This is a genomic window from Phytoactinopolyspora halotolerans (assembly GCF_010550675.1).
Lineage (GTDB): Bacteria > Actinomycetota > Actinomycetes > Jiangellales > Jiangellaceae > Phytoactinopolyspora > Phytoactinopolyspora halotolerans.
Window position 1 is genome coordinate 462116 of sequence record NZ_JAAGOA010000001.1, and the last position, 17256, is coordinate 479371.

Genomic DNA, 17256 nt, shown 5'->3' on the forward strand with positions numbered 1-17256 from the left:
CGCTGTCCATCTCGCGACTGCTGCGTTCCGCGTCGACGTCGCTGTGGTCAGGACGTGCTGACGAAGATGTGGCTGGCGTCGCCGGTGGTGAGTTCCACCGTCTCGCTGCCGTGCAGTTCCACACCGGCGTCGGTTGTGGCGGCGCGGACGGCCGAACCCGGGGTCACCTCGGCTCGGCGCAGCGTCGCCAGGAGCTTCTCGTCGACCTGCAAAGGCTCGCCGATGTGCCGGATGGTCACGTCGACGCCGTCCGCCGTACTCGCGTGCCGCAGTGTGGACACACCGGCCCGGAAGTCCTCCACCTCGACATCGGTGTCGAGCTCGGACAGCCCTGGAATCGGATTGCCGTACGGGTCGGACGCGGGCTCGTGAAGCAGCTTGACCAGACGCCGTTCGACTGCTTCGGAGACCACGTGCTCCCAGCGGCACGCCTCGTTGTGCACGAGTTCCCAGTCCAAGCCGATGACGTCCACCAGTAGCCGCTCCACCAGCCGGTGCTTGCGCATGACCCTGGTGGCGAGCAGCCGGCCCTTGTCCGTGAGCTCCAGGTGCCGATCCTCATCGACATGGAGTAATCCGTCACGCTCCATCCGGGCCACGGTCTGGCTGACCGTCGGGCCGGACTGGTGGAGCCGTTCGGCGATTCTGGCACGAAGGGGCACCACTCCCTCCTCCTCAAGCTCGAAGATCGTCTTGAGGTACATCTCGGTGGTGTCGATGAGGTCGCTCACCGGCCCGCTCTCCTTGCTTGTGACAACCCGGATTCGTCAACGCGAATCCGACAGATTCGCTGATCCCAACTCAGCATCAACTGTATCTCGCCTGAGAATGCTGGCGGGCCGGTCTTTCGTGGCAGACTCGTCGCTGTGCGGGTCGTCAGTATGGTCAGCGTCAAGGGCGGGGTGGGCAAGACCTCCGTCACGCTCGGACTGGCGGGCGCTGCCCGCGCGGAAGGGCTGAGCACGGTCGTACTGGATGTCGATCCGCAGGGTAATGCGACGCTCGCGCTGGATGCGGGCGAGATCAAGGTGACCGCGAACGATGTCCTGGCCGACGGTTACCGTGGCAAGCTACGTGACGCGTTGGTCGCCAGTGGCTGGGGGGACGGGCTGCGGGTGCTGGCCAGTGAGCCGGCGCTGGAGCGGCGTAACCACCCGGTCGACGGTGGCGGCGGCGAGCATCTGCTGCGGCTCGCGCTCTCCGGTCTGACCGACGCCGATCTGGTACTGATCGACTGTCCGCCGAGCATGGCCCATCTGACGACGAACGCTCTCGCGGCCAGCGACGTGGCGGTCGTGGTGACCGAGCCGACCATGTTCGCGGTGACCGGTGCGCAGCAGGCGCTCGCGGCGGTCGATGTGGTCCGGCAGGGGTTCAATCTCCGGCTGCGGCCGGCCGGCATCGTGGTCAACCGGTACCGATCGCGTTCCGCCGAGCACCGGTACCGGCTGGATGAGCTCAGCGACGCCTACCGTGGGCTGGTGTTCGACCCCGTGTTGCCGGAGCGTTCCGCCATCATGCAGGCCCAGGGGGCGTGTCTGCCGGTACAACGGTGGCCGTCTCCCGGGGCGCGCGAAGTGTCCCGGATCTTTGTCCGGTACCTGCACGACACCATCGCGGCGGCGCGCTCCGCCGCGGGAAGCTCGCTCGGAAAGGCGGCGCGTTGATGAGTGGCTCGATGCCCGCGCCCCGGCCGGCGCTCACCCGTCGCCGGGACGGCACGGTGCTGCCGGCGGCACCGCACCTCTCTTCGCTCGCGGTGGAGCCGGCGGCGGTGGCCAAGGCGGCGAGGAAGACACGCAAACGGGCGAAGAACAAGCCGGACGAGGAGACGGTCACCCTCAACGTCGTGCTGAGCAAGCGCGACCGGAAGCGGCTGCGCCGTCGAGCCGAGGCGTACGGCTGGACCGCGGAGGAGGCGGCGGCACACGTCGTCCGAGCCTGGGCCGACACCTAACCGCCACCCGGACACGCCGCGGCCCTAAATGATCATGTGAAGTAGGTTTCTTCGTGCACCACCATGCCTGCAGACCTGTTGCGGCACGAGAAAACCCACTTCACATGATCATTTAGGGCGTGGTGTGGAGCCAGGTGCCGTGGGACATGACGGCCTGGACGGTGAGATCCTCGTCGAGCAGGACGAGGTCCGCGTCGTAGCCCTCGATGAGCGCCCCAGTGCGATCGCCGAGCCCGAGCAGTTGCGCCGGCTTGGTCGCGGCCGCGTACGCAGCGTCCTCCACGGAGAGGCCGACCTGCCGCACGGCGTAGCGAAAGGCGGCGTCCATAGTCAGCGTGCTGCCCGCGATCGAGCCTCCATCGATCAGCCGAGCCACGCCGTCAGTGACGCGGACTTCCCGGTCGCCCAGCACGTAGTCGCCGTCGCCGACGTCGGTCGCCGCCATGGCGTCGGTGACCAGGGCGACGCGACCGCGGCCGGCTGACCCGGCGGCGAGGGCCGCGATGGCCGGATGCAGGTGGATCCCGTCGAGGATGAGCTCGCAGGTGACGCGCTCGTCCTCCAGCAGCGCCACGATGGGGCCGGGGTCGCGGTGGTGGACCGGCGCCATCGCGTTGAACAGGTGTGTCGCCACGGTGACACCGGCGTCCACGGCGGAGCCGATCACCTCGTAGGAGGCGTCGGTGTGGCCGGCGGCGGCGATCGCTCCGGCGTCGACGATCCGGCGGATCGCGTCAAGGCCGTGGTCACGTTCGGGCGCGAGCGTGACCATCCGGATCCGGCCCCGGCCCGCCTTGAGCAGCCGGTCCACGACATCCGGCGACGGGTCGGCGAGTTTGTGGGCGCTGTGCGCACCCTTGCGTTCGGCCGAGATCCACGGTCCTTCCAGATGGACGCCGGCGATCAAACCGTCGTCCACCAGTTCCGCGAGCGCGCGCACATCATGCTCGAGTTCGTCCGGCAGTCCGGTGACCAGGCTGGCCATCAGGGTCGTCGTACCGTGCCGGCGATGGGTCGTGGCGAAGGTCCGGACGCTCTCCGGCTCGGCACCGACGACTGTCGCGCCGCCGCCACCGTGGCTGTGAATGTCGACGAATCCGGGTACAACCCATCCGGTGACCGTATGATCCGCGGCGCGCGGCGGCGGTCCGGCGCCCAACGCGGCGATCCGGCCGTCGACGACGTCGAGCCAGCCGCTGTCCACGGTGCCCTCGGGCGTGACCAGGGTGGCGCCAGCGATCAGTGTCATGGTCTAGACCGTAGCCGGTACCGTCGTCGTTATGACACTGACCATCGCCTCGCGGTTCCGGGGGCCTTCGTCGTCCGGCAACGGTGGCTACGTTTCCGGGTCTCTCGCCGAGCACGTCGACGCCGCCGTGGTGACCGTGACCCTGCGCCGTCCGCCGCCGCTTGATGTCACGCTTGACGTCGCGCCGGCCGACGACGGCGGCGTGCGTCTGTTGCACGACGGTGAGCTGGTGGCTGAGGCCGTCCCGGGCGACGACGCGCCGCTCTCGGCCGTGCCGGCGGTCAGCCAGTCCGACGCGAGCGCGGCCGCGGCCGAGTACCCGGGATTGCGGGCGCACCCGTTTCCGGAGTGCTTTGTCTGTGGACCGAGCCGGGCGCCCGGAGACGGGATGCGGTTGTTTCCCGGGCGCTTGGGGGACGGCCGTACCGCGTGCGTGTGGGTTCCCTCCGCGGATGTGACGGACGAGTCCGGCGCCGTACCGGCACGGTTCGTGTGGGCGGCGCTCGACTGCCCGGGCGGTTGGAGTGCGCCAATCGAGGGACGTCCGATGGTGCTCGGACGGCTGACGGCTGAGGTGCGCGCGACACCCGATGTCGGTGCAGAGTGCGTGGTCATGGGCCAGATGTTGGGTGCCGAGGGGCGAAAGACGTGGACGGCGACGACGGTCTACGCCGAGGACGGCCAGGTTGTGGGGCGTGCCTACGCCACGTGGATCACGGTCGACGCATAGCGCGCGGGACCTCTCCGGTGTAAGACGCACGCGGCTGCGCGTCGATCGGCGAATTTCGCCCGCGGAAAAACCGTTGCTCCCGACCACCGTCGGCGTCTAGCCTCGTGAGTACACGGGAAAGGAGGTGGTCCAGCAGATGAATAGCTATTGGACTCGTGAGGTGGCTGCTCGCTAGCCGCCTGCTCGTCGCAGGACCTAGTGACAACCTGGTTCGCCGGCCGGTCGGCTGGCAAATCTCGAGCAGTCACCCGGCCCGTGGGCTCTCAGGACTTGTCCGCCTGAGCCGTGCATCGTGTACGGAAGTGGCCCACGGGCCGTTCCATGTCCGGGCCGGGAGCGCCGCCGCCGCGGAGCGCGCGAGCCGCCGGCCGAGCCGCTACGGCGCTAGCCGCTCCAGCACCCATGCTCCGTCGACTCGCCGATACCGCAGTCGATCGTGGAGCCGTCCCACGCCGCCCTGCCAGAACTCGAGCATCCGCGGCACGACGCGGAAGCCGCCCCAGAACTCCGGCAGTGGAACCTCCTCCGCGAATCGCTCGGCCACCGACGCCGCCTCGGACTCCAACTCGTCTCGCGAGCTGATGACGCTCGACTGACGGCTTGCCCATGCGCCGATCTGCGAGTCACGAGGACGGGTCACCCAGTAGGCGAGGCTCTCCTCCCGGGAGATGGCTGTCGCGGTGCCGCCCACCACCACCTGCCGCTCCATCGGAAACCACGGAAAACACAGCGACACGTGCGGATTCTGCGCGATCTCGGCCGCTTTCTGCGACCCGTGGTTGGTGAAGAAGACGAAACCCTCACCGTCGAGTTCCTTCAGCAAGACGTGCCGGCTGCTGGGGATGCCGTCCGGAGTGGACGTGGCCAGGACCATGGCGTTGGGCTCGGGGAGGCCGACGCTGACCGCGTCGCGCAGCCACGCACGGAACTGGGTGAACGGTTCGGCGGCCACATCGGTCTCGAGTAGCCGGGTCGAGGTGTACCGCCGTCGCATGCGGGCCAGCGAGTTCTTCACAGGTCTACTGTTCCATTCCTGCTCGTGCGGCCGGAAGCCGGCACGGGCCACAGGAAGATTTGCGGTGAGTTGTTGCGTGCGGCGTGAACTGTGGGAAACCACACATTCAGTACATCAGAACTTGTAACACGTCACTATCGCATGCGCATGATAGACATCTCTGTCTTTCGGCTTTTCGTCCCGTGCGCACTCTGCGTCATGGGCCAGACACGAAGGAGTGTGTATGTCTGAGGTCCAGCATGGCTTAGAGGGCGTCATCGCGTTCGAGACCCACATCGCTGAACCGGACAAGGAAGGTAGCGCGCTCCGGTACCGGGGGGTCGATATCGATGACCTCGTCGGGCGGGTCCCGTTCGAGAAGGTCTGGGGCCTGCTGGTGGACGGAGGTTTCGAGCCGGGCCTGCCGCCCGACGAGCCGTACCCCATCCCGGTGCACTCCGGCGACGTACGGGTCGATGTGCAGAGCGGCCTGGCCATGCTGGCGCCCGTCTGGGGCTTGAACCCGCTGCTCGACACCACGGAGGAGGACGCGCGCAATCAACTGGCGCGGGTGACGGCCATGGCGCTGTCCTTCGTGGCCCAGTCCGCCCGTGGCATCGGCCGGCCGATGGTCCCGGAGAGCCAGGTCGACAAGGCCGGCACCATGGTGGAGCGGTTCATGACCCGCTGGCGCGGCGAGCCGGATCCGCGGCACGTCAAGGCGGTCGATGCGTACTTCACCTCTGCTGCCGAACACGGGATGAATGCCTCGACCTTCACCGCGCGCGTGGTCGCGTCGACGGGCGCGGACGCCGCCGCCTCGCTGTCCGCGGCGGTCGGGGCGATGAGCGGCCCGCTGCACGGCGGTGCTCCGTCGCGCGTGCTCGCCATGATCGAAGAGATCGAGCGGATGGGCGATGCGCGCGCATACGTCAAGCGTGTGCTGGACGGCGGTGAGCGCCTGATGGGATTCGGGCACCGCGTGTACCGAGCCGAGGATCCGCGTGCGCGTACGCTGCGCCGCGTCGCCCGCGAACTGGGCGCGCCCCGATACGAGGTGGCCGAGGCGTTCGAGAAGGCCGCCCTGGAGGAGCTGGCTGCCCGGAAACCGGACCGGGTGCTGGCTACCAACGTCGAGTTCTGGGCGGCGATCGTGCTCGATTTCGCTGAGGTTCCGGCGCCGATGTTCACCTCGATGTTCACGTGCGCACGGACGGCGGGGTGGAGCGCGCACGTCCTGGAGCAGAAGAAGACCGGTAGGCTGGTACGTCCGTCGGCCGTCTACACGGGCCCGGGCGGCCGCGCGCCGGAGTCGGTGGACGGCTGGAATCCGGACTGGGCCGCCAGCTGACACTCCGCGGCTGTGTGCGGGACGCGGTGGCGCTGGATACGTCCAGCTCCGCCGACCCGATTGTGCCGCACGTCACTGGATGCGGCACAATGGCGTAGCGACAGCGTGGTCACGTACTCGTCACCAGCCGGACACACACCGGAGAGGATTGGATGACCACAGCATTGCAGCTTCCCGACCATCTCAAGCCCGCCGACGGCCGATTCGGCTCAGGGCCGAGCAAGGTGCGGCCGGAGGCGTTGGCCGCACTGGCTGCCCAGGGAGGCGAGGTCCTCGGCACATCGCACCGCCAGGCACCGGTGAAGAACCTGGTGGGGCGTGTGCGTGAGGGCGTCGCCCAGTTGCTGGGCCTGCCGGACGGATACGAGGTGATCCTCGGCAACGGCGGCACCACCGCGTTCTGGGACGCGGCCGCCTTCGGCTTGGTGCGGCAGAAGGCTCAGCACTTGTCGTTCGGCGAGTTCTCGTCGAAGTTCGCCGCCGTGACCAAGGCGGCTCCGTGGCTGGACGAGCCGAGCGTCATCAAGGTCGAGCCCGGGACACTGGCCTCCCCGCAGGCCGAGGAGGGCGTCGACGCCTACGCGTGGCCGCACAACGAGACCTCCACCGGTGTGATGGCGCCGGTGCGCCGCGTCGAGGGCGCCGCAGACGACGCCTTGGTGCTGGTCGACGCCACCAGTGGCGCCGGAGGGCTACCGCTCGACCCCACCCAGGCGGACGTGTACTACTTCGCGCCGCAGAAGAACCTGGCCTCGGACGGCGGCCTGTGGATCGCGGCGATGTCGCCCGCAGCGCTGGCGCGCGTGGACGAGATCGCGTCCACCGACCGTTACGTGCCGACCTTCCTCGATCTGCCGACGGCGATCGACAACTCGCGCAAGAACCAGACCTACAACACTCCCGCGGTGGCGACGCTCTTCCTGCTCGCCGAGCAGTTGGACTGGTTGAACGGCAACGGGGGCCTGGACTTCGCGGTCGGGCGGACCACGGACTCGTCGACGCGCCTGTACACCTGGGCGGAGAAGACGTCCTACACGTCGCCATATGTGGCCGACGCCGCAGCCCGGTCGCTGGTGGTGGGGACGGTCGACTTCGACGACTCGATCGACGCGGCAGAGGTAGCGAAGACACTGCGCGCCAACGGGATCGTCGACGTCGAGCCGTACCGGAAGCTGGGTCGGAACCAGCTGCGGGTGGCCATGTTCCCCGCGGTGGAGCCGAGTGACGTCGAGGCGCTCACCGCGTGCATCGACTGGGTCGTGGAGCAGCTCGGCTCGTAACACGCTGCTCGAGACGGAAGGGCCCGGAACCGAATCGCTTCGGCTCCGGGCCCTCTCACGTGGAAGTCTCCCGCTTCACCAGAGAGACCGGTCGTAGCGGAGCGGGAGAAGCTCGCAACGAACACGCCGGGAGAGACGCCCGAGCCGCGCGGGCGGGCAGCGGCTCGGGCGAAACCCCGGATAACCTCCGTGAGGAGGTTTATTGCTCCCCCGTCGTGTTCGTTGAGATCGATCCTAAACCTCGACCCGCGGTCGGCGGGATCATCCATTCGGCCATCTCTTAATAGACCGCACGTCGTGTGACTATCCCATTTTCACCTTGTCGATGGGTATAGAAGGGTGATCGCCGATCGTCGGCGACGTCCGCGACGCCCGGCCCCGTTCCGCCGCACTCCGGCGCCGTCCTCCCGGAGGTGCACCCGAATGCGCAGCTCATGCCTTGGCCTGGTGCTGTGAGGAGATGCCCGGGGCACTAGACTGGCGATGTGAGACCGAGGACGACGCGGCGCGTGGTGGCGGCGGTGCTCGCCATCATGGTGGCCGCGGTTGTGATCTCGGCGCTGTTGTAGAAGTCAGGCGGCAGTCTATGACCGCCGGTTCAATAGTGCACTCACGATGGTTGCCTGCATTCGCAGGTATCAGCCGCTGAATCGACGGTATGCGTCGGCCGAAAACGGCGGATCGAGCCGGGTGTCACCGCGCTTCCAGGTCGAATCCGGCGACCCGTTCATAGCGCGCGCGGCCGTCCGGTTCCGCCCGTAGCCGGGAGCGGATCAGCACCAGCTCATCCGCTCGCCACGTCGGGCCGTGGTATTCGGCGAGCCCGTTGGCGTACGGCCGCAGATCGTCGTCGTGCCGGGTACGTGCCACGGTGATGTGTGGCCGGAACGGCCGGCCGGACTCGCGGCCGATCCCCAGCCTGCGTCCGGCGGCGGCCGCGGAATCGGCGAGCCTTCGCAGCCGTTCGGTGTCGCCTTGCACGCCCACCCAGAGCACGGCGCGCCCGAACCGGCCGGCACCGGACAGCCGGAGCTCCATCGGTGGGCAGCGTCGTGCAGCGCGCCGCAGCCGAGTTGTCAGAGCCTCGGCGTGGTTCTCGTCGACCTCGCCGTAAAAAGCGAGCGTGATGTGCAGGGCGGCGACACGTGACCAGTTCAACGCGTCGTCCCGGATCGGGCGCAGGGCGCGGTCCAGATGGGCTACGACCTCGGCCGGTGGGACTATGGCGGCGAACAGACGCACGGTGCGCGCTCCCCTCACTGGCGTCGATGGGCTTGCGAGCGTAGGCGCTCCCCGGTGAGCTCCGCTACGCCGCCTGCTGCCCTGCGCCGCCCTCCGGTCGCGGGGCGAGTTCGGGCCGGTGTTTCTTCTGCATGTCGACGATGACGGCGAGACCGGGGCGCGGGCGGAACCGCGGGCGCACCACGATGCCGCTGCGCGGTGCGATGAACACCAGAGCCACCAGTGCGAAGGCGATGGTCAGGACACCTCCGCCGATGAACGACCAGGGAGCGCCGAAGACGTCCGCGACCCAGCCGACCACGGGCGCGCCGACCGGTTTGCCGCCCATCAGGATCATCATGTAGAGCGCCAGTACCCGACCACGAACCTGTTGCGGGACCGTTGTCTGCACGTAGGTGTTGGCCGAGATCAGCACCGTCATCGTGATGAATCCGAGTGGCGCGAGCGCGATCGCGAAGAGGACATAACTGGGCATCAGCGCCGCCGCGATCTCGACCAGACCGAAGACTGCGGCGCCGCCGACGATCAGCCGGCGCCTCGGGTACTTGCGCCGTGCGGACATCAGCGCACCGGTCAGAGTGCCGACCGCAAGGACCGACCCGAGCAGACCGTACTCTCCGGCGCCCTTGTCGTAGACCTCGGTGGCCATCAGCGCCATCGTCATCTCGAAGTTCATGCCGAACGTGCCGAGACCGAAGGCCACCAGCATGATCATCAGCAGATCGGGACGTGAACGGACGACGCCGACCCCCTCCAGCATCCGGCTCAGAACGGTACCGGTGCCCTGCTGCGCGCCCGCCGCTGGGCGGGAGCGCAGCAGGATCAGGGCGATGATCGGCGACGCGAACGTCAACCCATTGATCATGAACACCCAGCCGGTGCCGATCGCGTGGATGAGCAGTCCGGCGACACCCGGTCCGATCAGTCGAGCCGCATTGAACGACGTGCTGTTCAACGCGATGGCGTTGGGCAGGTCGTCCTGGCCGACCAGCTCGGAGACGAACGACTGCCGCGCCGGGTTGTCCAGCGCCTTACCCACCCCGAGCAGGAACGCCAGGACGTAGGCATGCCAGATCTGGGCGACATCGGTCAGCGTGAGGACGCCGAGCGCCAGGCCGATGCTGCCCATGAACGCGTTGGTGAAGATCAGCAGCGACCGCTTCGGCAGCCGGTCCGCGAGCAGCCCGCCGAACGGAGCCACCAGCAAGAACGGAACGAACTGGAGGCCCATCGTGATGCCCGTGGCCCGTGCTCCACCCTCGAGGACCACGAGTACGAGCCACAGCTGGGCGATCTGCTGCATCCACGTCCCGATGTTCGAGACGAGCATGCTCGACCAGTAGAGGCGGTAATCGCGATGGCGAAGTGCGCGGAAGGTGGATCTCACGATCGGGTCAGCTTCTCCAATATCGGTAGGACGTCGCGAAGTTGCTTGCGTTCTTCGGGGGTGAGTGTGCGCAGCTGGTTGGCGAGCCAGGCGTTGCGGCGCTTGCGGTCGGCTGCGGTCTTGCCGAGACCAGCCTCGGTGATACGGACGACGGCGAGCCGGCGGTCAACCGGATGCGGCTCGCGGACGACCAGGCCCAGCTCCTCGAGGTTGGAGATGATCCGGGTCATCGAGGGCGGGCGCACCCGCTCGTGTGCGGCGAGCTCGCCGACCGGGGTCGGGCCCAACCGCTCCAGTGCGCCGAGCGCCGACAGCTGGTTCAGGGTGAGCGAGTCATCCTCGCGTTCGTTGCGCAGCCGCCGGTTCAGCCGGCCGATGGCCATCCGGAGCGAACTGGCCAGGCTTGCCTGGGTTCGCGGCTGTGCCGCCAGGGGCGTACCCGAGGTGGACGAGGAGGCAGGCTTCTCTATCGGCACGTTCGTTACTATAACTCATTACCTTTGCTAACTGCCAGCCGCGTATCGGCGGGACACTCATGACGGGCCGGTCGTGTCGTCGAGGTCTGTGGGCCGCGCGTGACCCTGTGCGATGTGATCCAGCAGGAGGCGCCACGCGCGAGTGCGATGCGCGAGTATGCGGTGGTCGCGGGCGTGCGAAATGGCAGAAAGCGCGCCTGGGTGCGGGAGGAGGGCCTCAGGCGCTGTCCGGGCGCCGACGTGCGCGGCGACCCCGATAGATGCCCCCGCCGCCCTCGGTGATCTCGTCGATGTCCTGCTGCATGTCATACCGCCTGGCCCGGCGACCACCCAGCGTGGTGTCGTCGAGCAACGGCGCGTCGGGGTCCGCCTCGGCGTCATGGACGGGCCGGTTGCTGCCCGTCGTGTCGAGCAGTTCCGACCACATCGGGCTGATGTCGCCCGCCGGGCCGGTGGTATCGCCGGCCACGGCATCCCCGCGCGCCGGCGCGTCGGTCACGGGCAGGTCGGTCACCTTGGCGACATCGATGCGTCCGGGCCGTGCCGGTCCCATGGATTGGCGACGGCGGGAAGAACGGCCGGCGGCCGGCGATGGTGTCGTCGCAGGATCGGCGGGCGTGGCCGGCGTGGCGGGTCCGGCGGGCGGCGGCGGCCACGTGGATGACAATGGTCCGGCCGGCATAGCCGGACCGGCGGGCGTCGCGGGACCGGCGGGTGTCGACGGTCCGCTTGGCAGCGAGGGTCCGGTCGGCGTTGAAGGCCCGGTCGGTGTCCCCATCGGCGGACGTGCCGCCGACGCCGGAGGTGAGCCGAGACCCCCTGCGCTCCCTCGGTTCGGGGACGATTCAGGTCCGGAGCCGGACGGAGGGCGCGTGGGCGGCGGCGTCGAGGGCCCGCTCGGCGCGCTGCCCGCACCCCGCGACGGCGGCTCGGATCCGGGGACCGGAGGTGGATTCGCGGATGCCGGCGGCGTCGCGTCCGGTTGCGACGAACGTCGTCGGCCTGCTGGCCGGGTCCCTCTGGCGGGCGTGTCCTCGTCGGTCTTCGCAGCCGCCGTCCGCCGGGCAGCGGTGCGGTCCTGGTCGGCTTGCTCCGCGTCGCCCGCTTCGCTCGTGTTGCCGTCGTCGGCCTCGATACCGTGCTCGTCGTCGGCGTCTTCCTGGGCCTCGAGCTCGGCCTCGGCGATCGCGTCACGGCGCTTGCGGGTGTACTCCAGGCCCAGCAGGCCCAGACCGACCCCGGCCAGGCACATCCACAGCATCCACCCGTATCCGGCCTCATCGAGCCGGTCGGTGTTGAAGGCGAGCGCAACGAAGGCGACCGCCCACAAGATGGTCAGGATCGCGACGGTGCGTACGCCGTCGACGTCCAGTGGCTGGACGTGAGGCGCCTCCTGCTGTCGACGCCGACCGTTCCCCATATAACGACAGGTTAGCCGGATTGTCCGGTAGCGGCCTAACCGATCATCGACTTTCGCCCTCTCGCGGCCCATGCGCGGGTGGTTGCCGAGCGTATCCGGTGACTGGCTGCATCGCCCGCGGACGTGGGTTGAGACGCTTGTCCGGCGAACCGGAACGACGAGCCTCCGGCACCGGGATGCCGGGGAAACAGGAGGAGCCACGATGCCGGCAACCCGATGGCGGTCCACGCATGCCGCACTGGACCGGTTCTTCCGGATCAGCGAGCGCGGCTCGACGATGGGGCGAGAGGTGCGCGGAGGTCTCGTGACCTTCTTCGCCATGGGATACATCATCGTGCTGAACCCATTGATCATCGGCCTGGTGCCGGACGTCAACGGTGAGTTCCTCGGTGGGGGCAGCGAGCCCGATCTGGCCAAGATCGCCGCCGCGACCGCGCTGGTGGCCGGCGTCATGACCATCGCCATGGGAGCGATCGCCAACTTCCCGATGGCGGTGGCGACCGGCCTGGGCCTGAACGCCTTCGTGGCCTTCGGCGTGGCCAGCCAGATGTCCTGGGCGGACGCGATGGGGCTGGTCGTGATCGAGGGCGCGATCATCGTGATCCTGGTGGTGCTCAGAGTGCGCAGGGCGGTGTTCAGCGCGGTTCCGCGCGCTTTGAAGACGGCGATCAGCGTGGGAATCGGGCTGTTCATCTCGCTCGTCGGGCTCGTCAATGCCGGGTTCGTGACCACAACCGGGTTGCCGTCGCCGCCGGTGGAACTCGGGATCGGCGGATCCCTGTCGACGCTGCCGGTCGCGGTCTTCGCCCTCGGGCTTCTCGCCCTGTTCTTCCTCTATACACGGGGCGTCCGCGGTGCCATCTTGTGGACGATCGTCGGGACGTCGGTCGTCGCCGTCATCGTCGAGGCGGTCGCGGATCTCGGCACGACCCCCGACAACCCGAGCGGCTGGAACCTCAACGCACCGGTGGTGCCGGACGACCCGATCGACGTGCCGGACTTCTCCCTGCTCGGTCAGTTCAGCCTGCTCGGATCGTGGGAGTCGGTCGGCCTGGTCAGCGTGCTCCTGTTGATCTTCACGCTGATGCTGGCCGACTTCTTCGACACGATGGGGACGATGGTCGCGGTCGGACACGAGGGTGGTCTGCTCGACGACGCCGGGAATCCACCACGGAGCGATGAGATTCTGCTCGTCGACGGCGTGGCGACGATGGCAGGCGGAGTGGCGGCCGTGTCCAGCAACACGTCCTACATCGAGTCCGCCTCAGGTGTCGGCGAAGGCGCCCGCACCGGCTTGGCCAGCATCGTCACCGGCGTGTGTTTCCTGCTGGCGACGTTCCTGTCGCCGTTGGTGGCGATGGTGCCGAACGAGGCGGCCGCGCCCGCCCTGGTCCTGGTGGGCTTCCTGATGATCAGTCAGATCAGGGGCGTGCCATGGGACGACCTGGAACTGGCGATTCCGGCGTTCCTGACGATCATCCTGATGCCGTTCACCTACTCGATCACGGTCGGCATCGGCGCCGGTTTCGTCTCCTACGCGCTGATCAAGCTCTTCCGTGGCAAGGTCCGCGACGTCCACCCGCTGATGTGGGTGGTCATGCTGCTCTTCATCGTCTACTTCGCGATCTCGCCCATCGAGGACCTGCTCGGGGTCAGCTGACGCGAACCGATGGTCTGCCCGGGCGACGAGGCGTTCAGCGATCGCTGAACGCCTCGTCGGCGAGCAACGACGGCAGAGCGTCGGGTTCTGCCAGCGCCTCCGCGAGCACCCAACGACGGTGCCAGGCTCCGGCGGCCCAGGCCAGCCCGCGTGCCAAGCCGTCCAGCGTCGCCGCATGCACCGTCTCGCCGTCCAGCCACCAGTCGACCGGGACCCCGGCGACGCTGAGCTCATCGTGTTCGACGTAGCTGTCCGTCACCTCGCCGAGGACGTCCCGGGCGACGTCCGGAACCGCGAGCCGGTCCCCGTCGCCGACCGGCACGGCATCGTAGGCCTCCTCGGCGAGGTCCACGTCGAGGAGATCGGCAAGCGCCGGAGAACCGGGGATGACGGCGGGCAGGCCGAGTTGAAGCCAGTGCGGACCGGAGCAGACCACGGCGTCGGCGGCGTCGACCAGACGGGTGCCCACGCCGTCCGGCACGCGGACCTTCGATACCGCGGCGCTGAAAGCGTCGGGCACGGACGTCTCGGACGCACGCAGGTCGAGCTCGGCGTAGATCTCCATCAGCTGATGCGACGTCAGCGTCGTGGACTCGTCGCCGAGCCGGTCGAGAAGCGTGTCGAGCGCGACGTCGCGCACCGAACGGGCGACACCGAGCGCGGTGACGAACTCGTGATCCGCGGCCGACGCGGCCCGCGGTGGGAGCGGGTGCAGCAACGCCCGGGTGATGGGTGCGGCGTCCGGTGCGCACAACTCGTCGAGACGGTACCCGTCGAGCCGCACATGCGTACGCAGCCACCATGCCGTGTACGACTCGACCGCCCGCCGGCTGCCGTCCGCCAGGACGGCGAAGACCGGGTCGACGACGGCGGCACGCGTGTCCGGGGACTCAGCCAGTCGGCCGAGGACGGTGGTCCAGGCGTCCGCGCGTATCAGATCGAGATCCCTGACGGCGATGAACTCGGACAGCAACGGTGGCACCGCGGTCTCCGGGAGGGTGGCCAGGACCGTAGCGGCCCACTGATCCTCGTCGTCGAGGTCGTGCCAGATGTCGTCGTCGAGCGGCACGTCGCTGTCCCGCAGCACGGCGAAGCCAGTGCGGACACCCACGGATTTCAGAACGTCCGGACCGTGCTGTTCCAGCACGCCCGCGTCGGTCGTGTACTCGGCGGGGTCGACGTCGAGCAGGTTGACCATGTCCGTGCCAGGCAGGAACAGCTCTCCCGCGGGCACCAGCGAACCGGTCGCGTCCGGCAGCGGTAGCTCCGCCAGCCACGGCAGCTCCTGATGGGATGCGTCCGCCGCGGCGACCAGCGCCAGCACCGCCTCCGCCAAACGCTCGGCCGATTCGTCGTCGGCGTTCGCGACGGCATTGCGCACCGCCGGGTCGGCCAGCACGGCGGACGGGTCGGCCTCGACCGCCCCGAGCCGGCGCAGCAGCGGGTGGACGGCCTCCGGGTGGGCGACCCGGAGGCCGAAGAGCCGGAGAAGCTCCGCGTCCGCCTGCTCGGGGAGCAGGACGCCGCGGGGACCGCGCACCACTCTGCCGTCGGCCAGTGGGACCGGCAGTGCGCCGAGCGCCTCCAGACCGGCGCCGTCCAGCGCCGCATAGAGTTCACGCCATTGCTCGGGCGCCAGTTGTGCGGCGCTGAGCTCGTCGATCAGGTCCGCGAGCGGCAGTGTGCGGGCGCCGAGGCGGCTCAGCACGTCGCGGCGTCCCCACCCGGGCGCCGGGAGCCCGGCGACGAAGGGAGCGAGAGCCTGCGGATTCCCGGCGCGCTCGAGTCCATCCACCAGCACGACCTCGACAGGGCGCAGTGGTCCGTGCGCGGACGGGACGAACGCGGTGCGGGCGAGGGATCGCTGGATGGCGCGGTGCAACGCCGCATCGAGCTCGCCGGCACCGAACGGCCCGGGCACGAGGGTGAGCGCCGCCGGCGTCTCGAACGATGCGGTCAGCCGCGCGTATGCCGCCGCCACCTGGTCGACCAGGTGGTCGGTGTACGGACCTGGCGCCACATGCCGCCGGGTGGAGTCCAGCGGGAAGTCGGCGATCACCAGGGCCGGAAGATCGATGCGGTCATCGGTGGGGGTGGGCGCGTGCGCGACATTCGGCACCGACTCGGGAAGCGCCGCGGGGTGTATGACGTCCGCAGCGTCGCTCCCGGCGTCTGCCGGCGGTATTCCGAGCGGGTCCGTCGGTGCCTCGTCGACGGGGATCGCGACGGTGACGGACCACGCCGGGTGCAGACGTTCGTCGACCGGGCGGTCCGCGAGCAGTGACGCGTCCGCCCGTCCGCTCAGCTGGGCCAGCCGCCACCGGCGGGGACCGACCTGACGTTCCCAGAGTCCGGCGTCCGGATCGACCGCCAGCGGTGGGCTGGCGTTCAGGGCTTGCCGCTCGCCGTCGATGTCGACGATGACCTCGCGCAGCGCGGGGAGTACGAGCAGCAGGGCGTCGTCGACGGCGGCCAGCAGCCTGCGGGTGACGGTGACGGCCTGCTCGTCGCGGAGCGGAAGGACGACGGCGGTGTCGTACCCGTCGGGCAACGCCGGAGCGTCCGCCCCCGCGGCCGGAAACGGCAACCGGAGGACCGGGACGGCCGACCCACGTCGGTCGAGTTCGCCGGCGAGCTCGGGCACCGCGGAAGCGAGTTCCCGCGCCTCGGCACGGGACCATCTGACGCCGCCGCTGCGCGAGTGCACCGTCGGCTCGTCGCTGACCGCCAGGACGGCGGCGAATCCGACGCCGAACCGTCCGACGGTGCGGTCCCGGCCGTCGCCGGACTCGCGGTCCGGGGCCGGCTTGGCCGAGGCGCGCAGCGTGGACAGGCCCTCGACACCGGCGGCGTCGAGCGGTGCTCCCGTGTTCGCGGCGAGCAACGTGTGGCCCTCGAGCCGTAACAGCAGCCGCCCGCTCGTGCCGGCGCGCGTGGCCGCGTCGGCGGCGTTCTGCGCGAGCTCGACGACGAGCCGGTCGCGATACGCGCCGAGCACCAGCTCCTCCTCCGCGTTGGCGTCTTCGCGGAATCGGGCCGGCGACGCGCTCCACGCGGCGAGCACGCGTGTGCGGATGGCCGCGGTCGAGAAGGTGTCCACGCCTGTGACAGTACCCGCGCGTCTTCGGGAGTCGTCCCGGCCCAAGGCCCCACGCGGCACACCGGCTCAGGACCAGCCCACATTGGCACGACCATACGCACAACCGGTCTTCTTCCACATGGCGGCGGCCCGGCATCGGCCGGGAGCCGTCTCCGCAACGCCGAGGTGACGCCGTGTGTCGGGTCGTGTGCCTCAAGGCCGCTGGGCGAGGTCGTGAGCCTTGCTGTGGGCGTTTGGGCCGCTGAGAGCAGTCGGACATACCACGACGTGTTCCACGTCTGGTCACACATGGCTAGAAGCGGCGAGGATCCGCACGACGTCTCACACGAACCGCGTAGACCGGCTGACGTTCACACGGCGACGAACACGATCCGGTTGTGAGACATGCTGTGTGAGCCGACGCCGGACTA

Annotated in this window: 14 protein-coding genes; 6 read left to right on the plus strand and 8 right to left on the minus strand. The window is 69.3% G+C overall.

Going from position 1 to position 17256, the window contains the following annotated elements; genetic code table 11:
- Nucleotides 1–47: 47 nt before the first annotated feature.
- Nucleotides 48–731, minus strand: coding sequence for an iron-dependent transcriptional repressor DtxR (locus tag G1H10_RS02070; protein ID WP_163731864.1), 684 nt, complete (start codon nt 729–731; stop codon nt 48–50).
- A gap of 135 nt (nt 732–866) precedes the next feature.
- On the opposite strand from G1H10_RS02070, the gene G1H10_RS02075 reads away from it, so the two are divergent.
- The gene (locus G1H10_RS02075) at nt 867–1667 is read left to right on the plus strand and encodes a ParA family protein (RefSeq protein WP_216852803.1); all 801 of its coding nucleotides are present in this window, start codon (nt 867–869) and stop codon (nt 1665–1667) included.
- Between the two features lie 11 nt (nt 1668–1678).
- Nucleotides 1679–1957, plus strand: coding sequence for a hypothetical protein (locus G1H10_RS02080; RefSeq protein ID WP_163731866.1), 279 nt, complete (start codon nt 1679–1681; stop codon nt 1955–1957).
- Nucleotides 1958–2069: 112 nt separating this feature from the next.
- Here the strand turns inward: G1H10_RS02080 and nagA are convergent, their stop codons facing one another.
- Entirely contained in the window at nt 2070–3206 is a 1137-nt protein-coding gene (gene nagA / locus G1H10_RS02085; protein WP_163731869.1) for an N-acetylglucosamine-6-phosphate deacetylase, read from the minus strand.
- Nucleotides 3207–3237: 31 nt separating this feature from the next.
- On the opposite strand from nagA, the gene G1H10_RS02090 reads away from it, so the two are divergent.
- Nucleotides 3238–3936: a hypothetical protein gene (locus G1H10_RS02090; RefSeq protein ID WP_163731872.1), complete on the plus strand. Its 699-nt coding sequence runs from the start codon at nt 3238–3240 to the stop codon at nt 3934–3936.
- A gap of 376 nt (nt 3937–4312) precedes the next feature.
- Here the strand turns inward: G1H10_RS02090 and pdxH are convergent, their stop codons facing one another.
- Nucleotides 4313–4951 carry a pyridoxamine 5'-phosphate oxidase gene (gene pdxH / locus G1H10_RS02095; RefSeq protein WP_216852804.1) on the minus strand — a complete coding sequence of 213 codons (639 nt, stop codon included), beginning with the start codon at nt 4949–4951 and terminating at the stop codon, nt 4313–4315.
- A gap of 223 nt (nt 4952–5174) precedes the next feature.
- Here pdxH and G1H10_RS02100 point away from each other — a divergent pair, with 223 nt between their 5' ends.
- Together G1H10_RS02100 and serC are read left to right on the plus strand one after the other, a co-directional pair.
- Complete coding sequence (locus G1H10_RS02100) at nt 5175–6281, plus strand: citrate synthase 2 (RefSeq protein WP_163731875.1); 1107 nt, start codon at nt 5175–5177, stop codon at nt 6279–6281.
- 152 nt (nt 6282–6433) lie between these two features.
- Complete coding sequence (serC, locus tag G1H10_RS02105; RefSeq protein ID WP_163731878.1) at nt 6434–7561, plus strand: phosphoserine transaminase; 1128 nt, start codon at nt 6434–6436, stop codon at nt 7559–7561.
- A 693-nt stretch (nt 7562–8254) separates the two neighbouring features.
- Here the strand turns inward: serC and thpR are convergent.
- The 4 genes from thpR to G1H10_RS32215 all read right to left on the minus strand — a co-directional run bounded on the left by thpR (nt 8255) and on the right by G1H10_RS32215 (nt 12086).
- Nucleotides 8255–8803: an RNA 2',3'-cyclic phosphodiesterase gene (gene thpR / locus G1H10_RS02110; RefSeq protein WP_163731881.1), complete on the minus strand. Its 549-nt coding sequence runs from the start codon at nt 8801–8803 to the stop codon at nt 8255–8257.
- A 64-nt stretch (nt 8804–8867) separates the two neighbouring features.
- Nucleotides 8868–10190 (minus strand): MFS transporter, encoded by a 1323-nt coding sequence (locus tag G1H10_RS02115; RefSeq protein ID WP_163731884.1) that lies wholly within the window; start codon nt 10188–10190, stop codon nt 8868–8870.
- Nucleotides 10187–10666, minus strand: a complete 480-nt coding sequence (locus G1H10_RS02120; RefSeq protein WP_216852805.1) for a MarR family winged helix-turn-helix transcriptional regulator — start codon at nt 10664–10666, stop codon at nt 10187–10189. Before G1H10_RS02120 ends, G1H10_RS02115 begins: the two co-directional genes overlap by 4 nt.
- Nucleotides 10667–10883: 217 nt before the next feature.
- A complete protein-coding gene (locus tag G1H10_RS32215) occupies nt 10884–12086 on the minus strand; it encodes a DUF2530 domain-containing protein (RefSeq protein WP_216852806.1) in 1203 nt (400 codons plus the stop codon).
- A 202-nt stretch (nt 12087–12288) separates the two neighbouring features.
- On the opposite strand from G1H10_RS32215, the gene G1H10_RS02130 reads away from it, so the two are divergent.
- A complete protein-coding gene (locus G1H10_RS02130; RefSeq protein WP_163731887.1) occupies nt 12289–13746 on the plus strand; it encodes an NCS2 family permease in 1458 nt (485 codons plus the stop codon).
- Nucleotides 13747–13780: 34 nt separating this feature from the next.
- Here G1H10_RS02130 and G1H10_RS02135 read toward each other — a convergent pair whose 3' ends face one another.
- A complete protein-coding gene (locus G1H10_RS02135) occupies nt 13781–16846 on the minus strand; it encodes a sacsin N-terminal ATP-binding-like domain-containing protein (protein ID WP_216852807.1) in 3066 nt (1021 codons plus the stop codon).
- Nucleotides 16847–17256: the final 410 nt, after the last annotated feature.

Coding starts and splice junctions, on each gene's coding strand:
- G1H10_RS02090 (WP_163731872.1), top strand. CDS start 3,238: ATGACACTGACCATCGCCTCGCGGTTCCGGGGGCCTTCGTCGTCCGGC.
- G1H10_RS02100 (WP_163731875.1), top strand. CDS start 5,175: ATGTCTGAGGTCCAGCATGGCTTAGAGGGCGTCATCGCGTTCGAGACC.
- serC (WP_163731878.1), top strand. CDS start 6,434: ATGACCACAGCATTGCAGCTTCCCGACCATCTCAAGCCCGCCGACGGC.
- G1H10_RS02080 (WP_163731866.1), top strand. CDS start 1,679: ATGCCCGCGCCCCGGCCGGCGCTCACCCGTCGCCGGGACGGCACGGTG.
- nagA (WP_163731869.1), bottom strand. CDS start 3,206: ATGACACTGATCGCTGGCGCCACCCTGGTCACGCCCGAGGGCACCGTG.
- G1H10_RS32215 (WP_216852806.1), bottom strand. CDS start 12,086: ATGGGGAACGGTCGGCGTCGACAGCAGGAGGCGCCTCACGTCCAGCCA.
- G1H10_RS02130 (WP_163731887.1), top strand. CDS start 12,289: ATGCCGGCAACCCGATGGCGGTCCACGCATGCCGCACTGGACCGGTTC.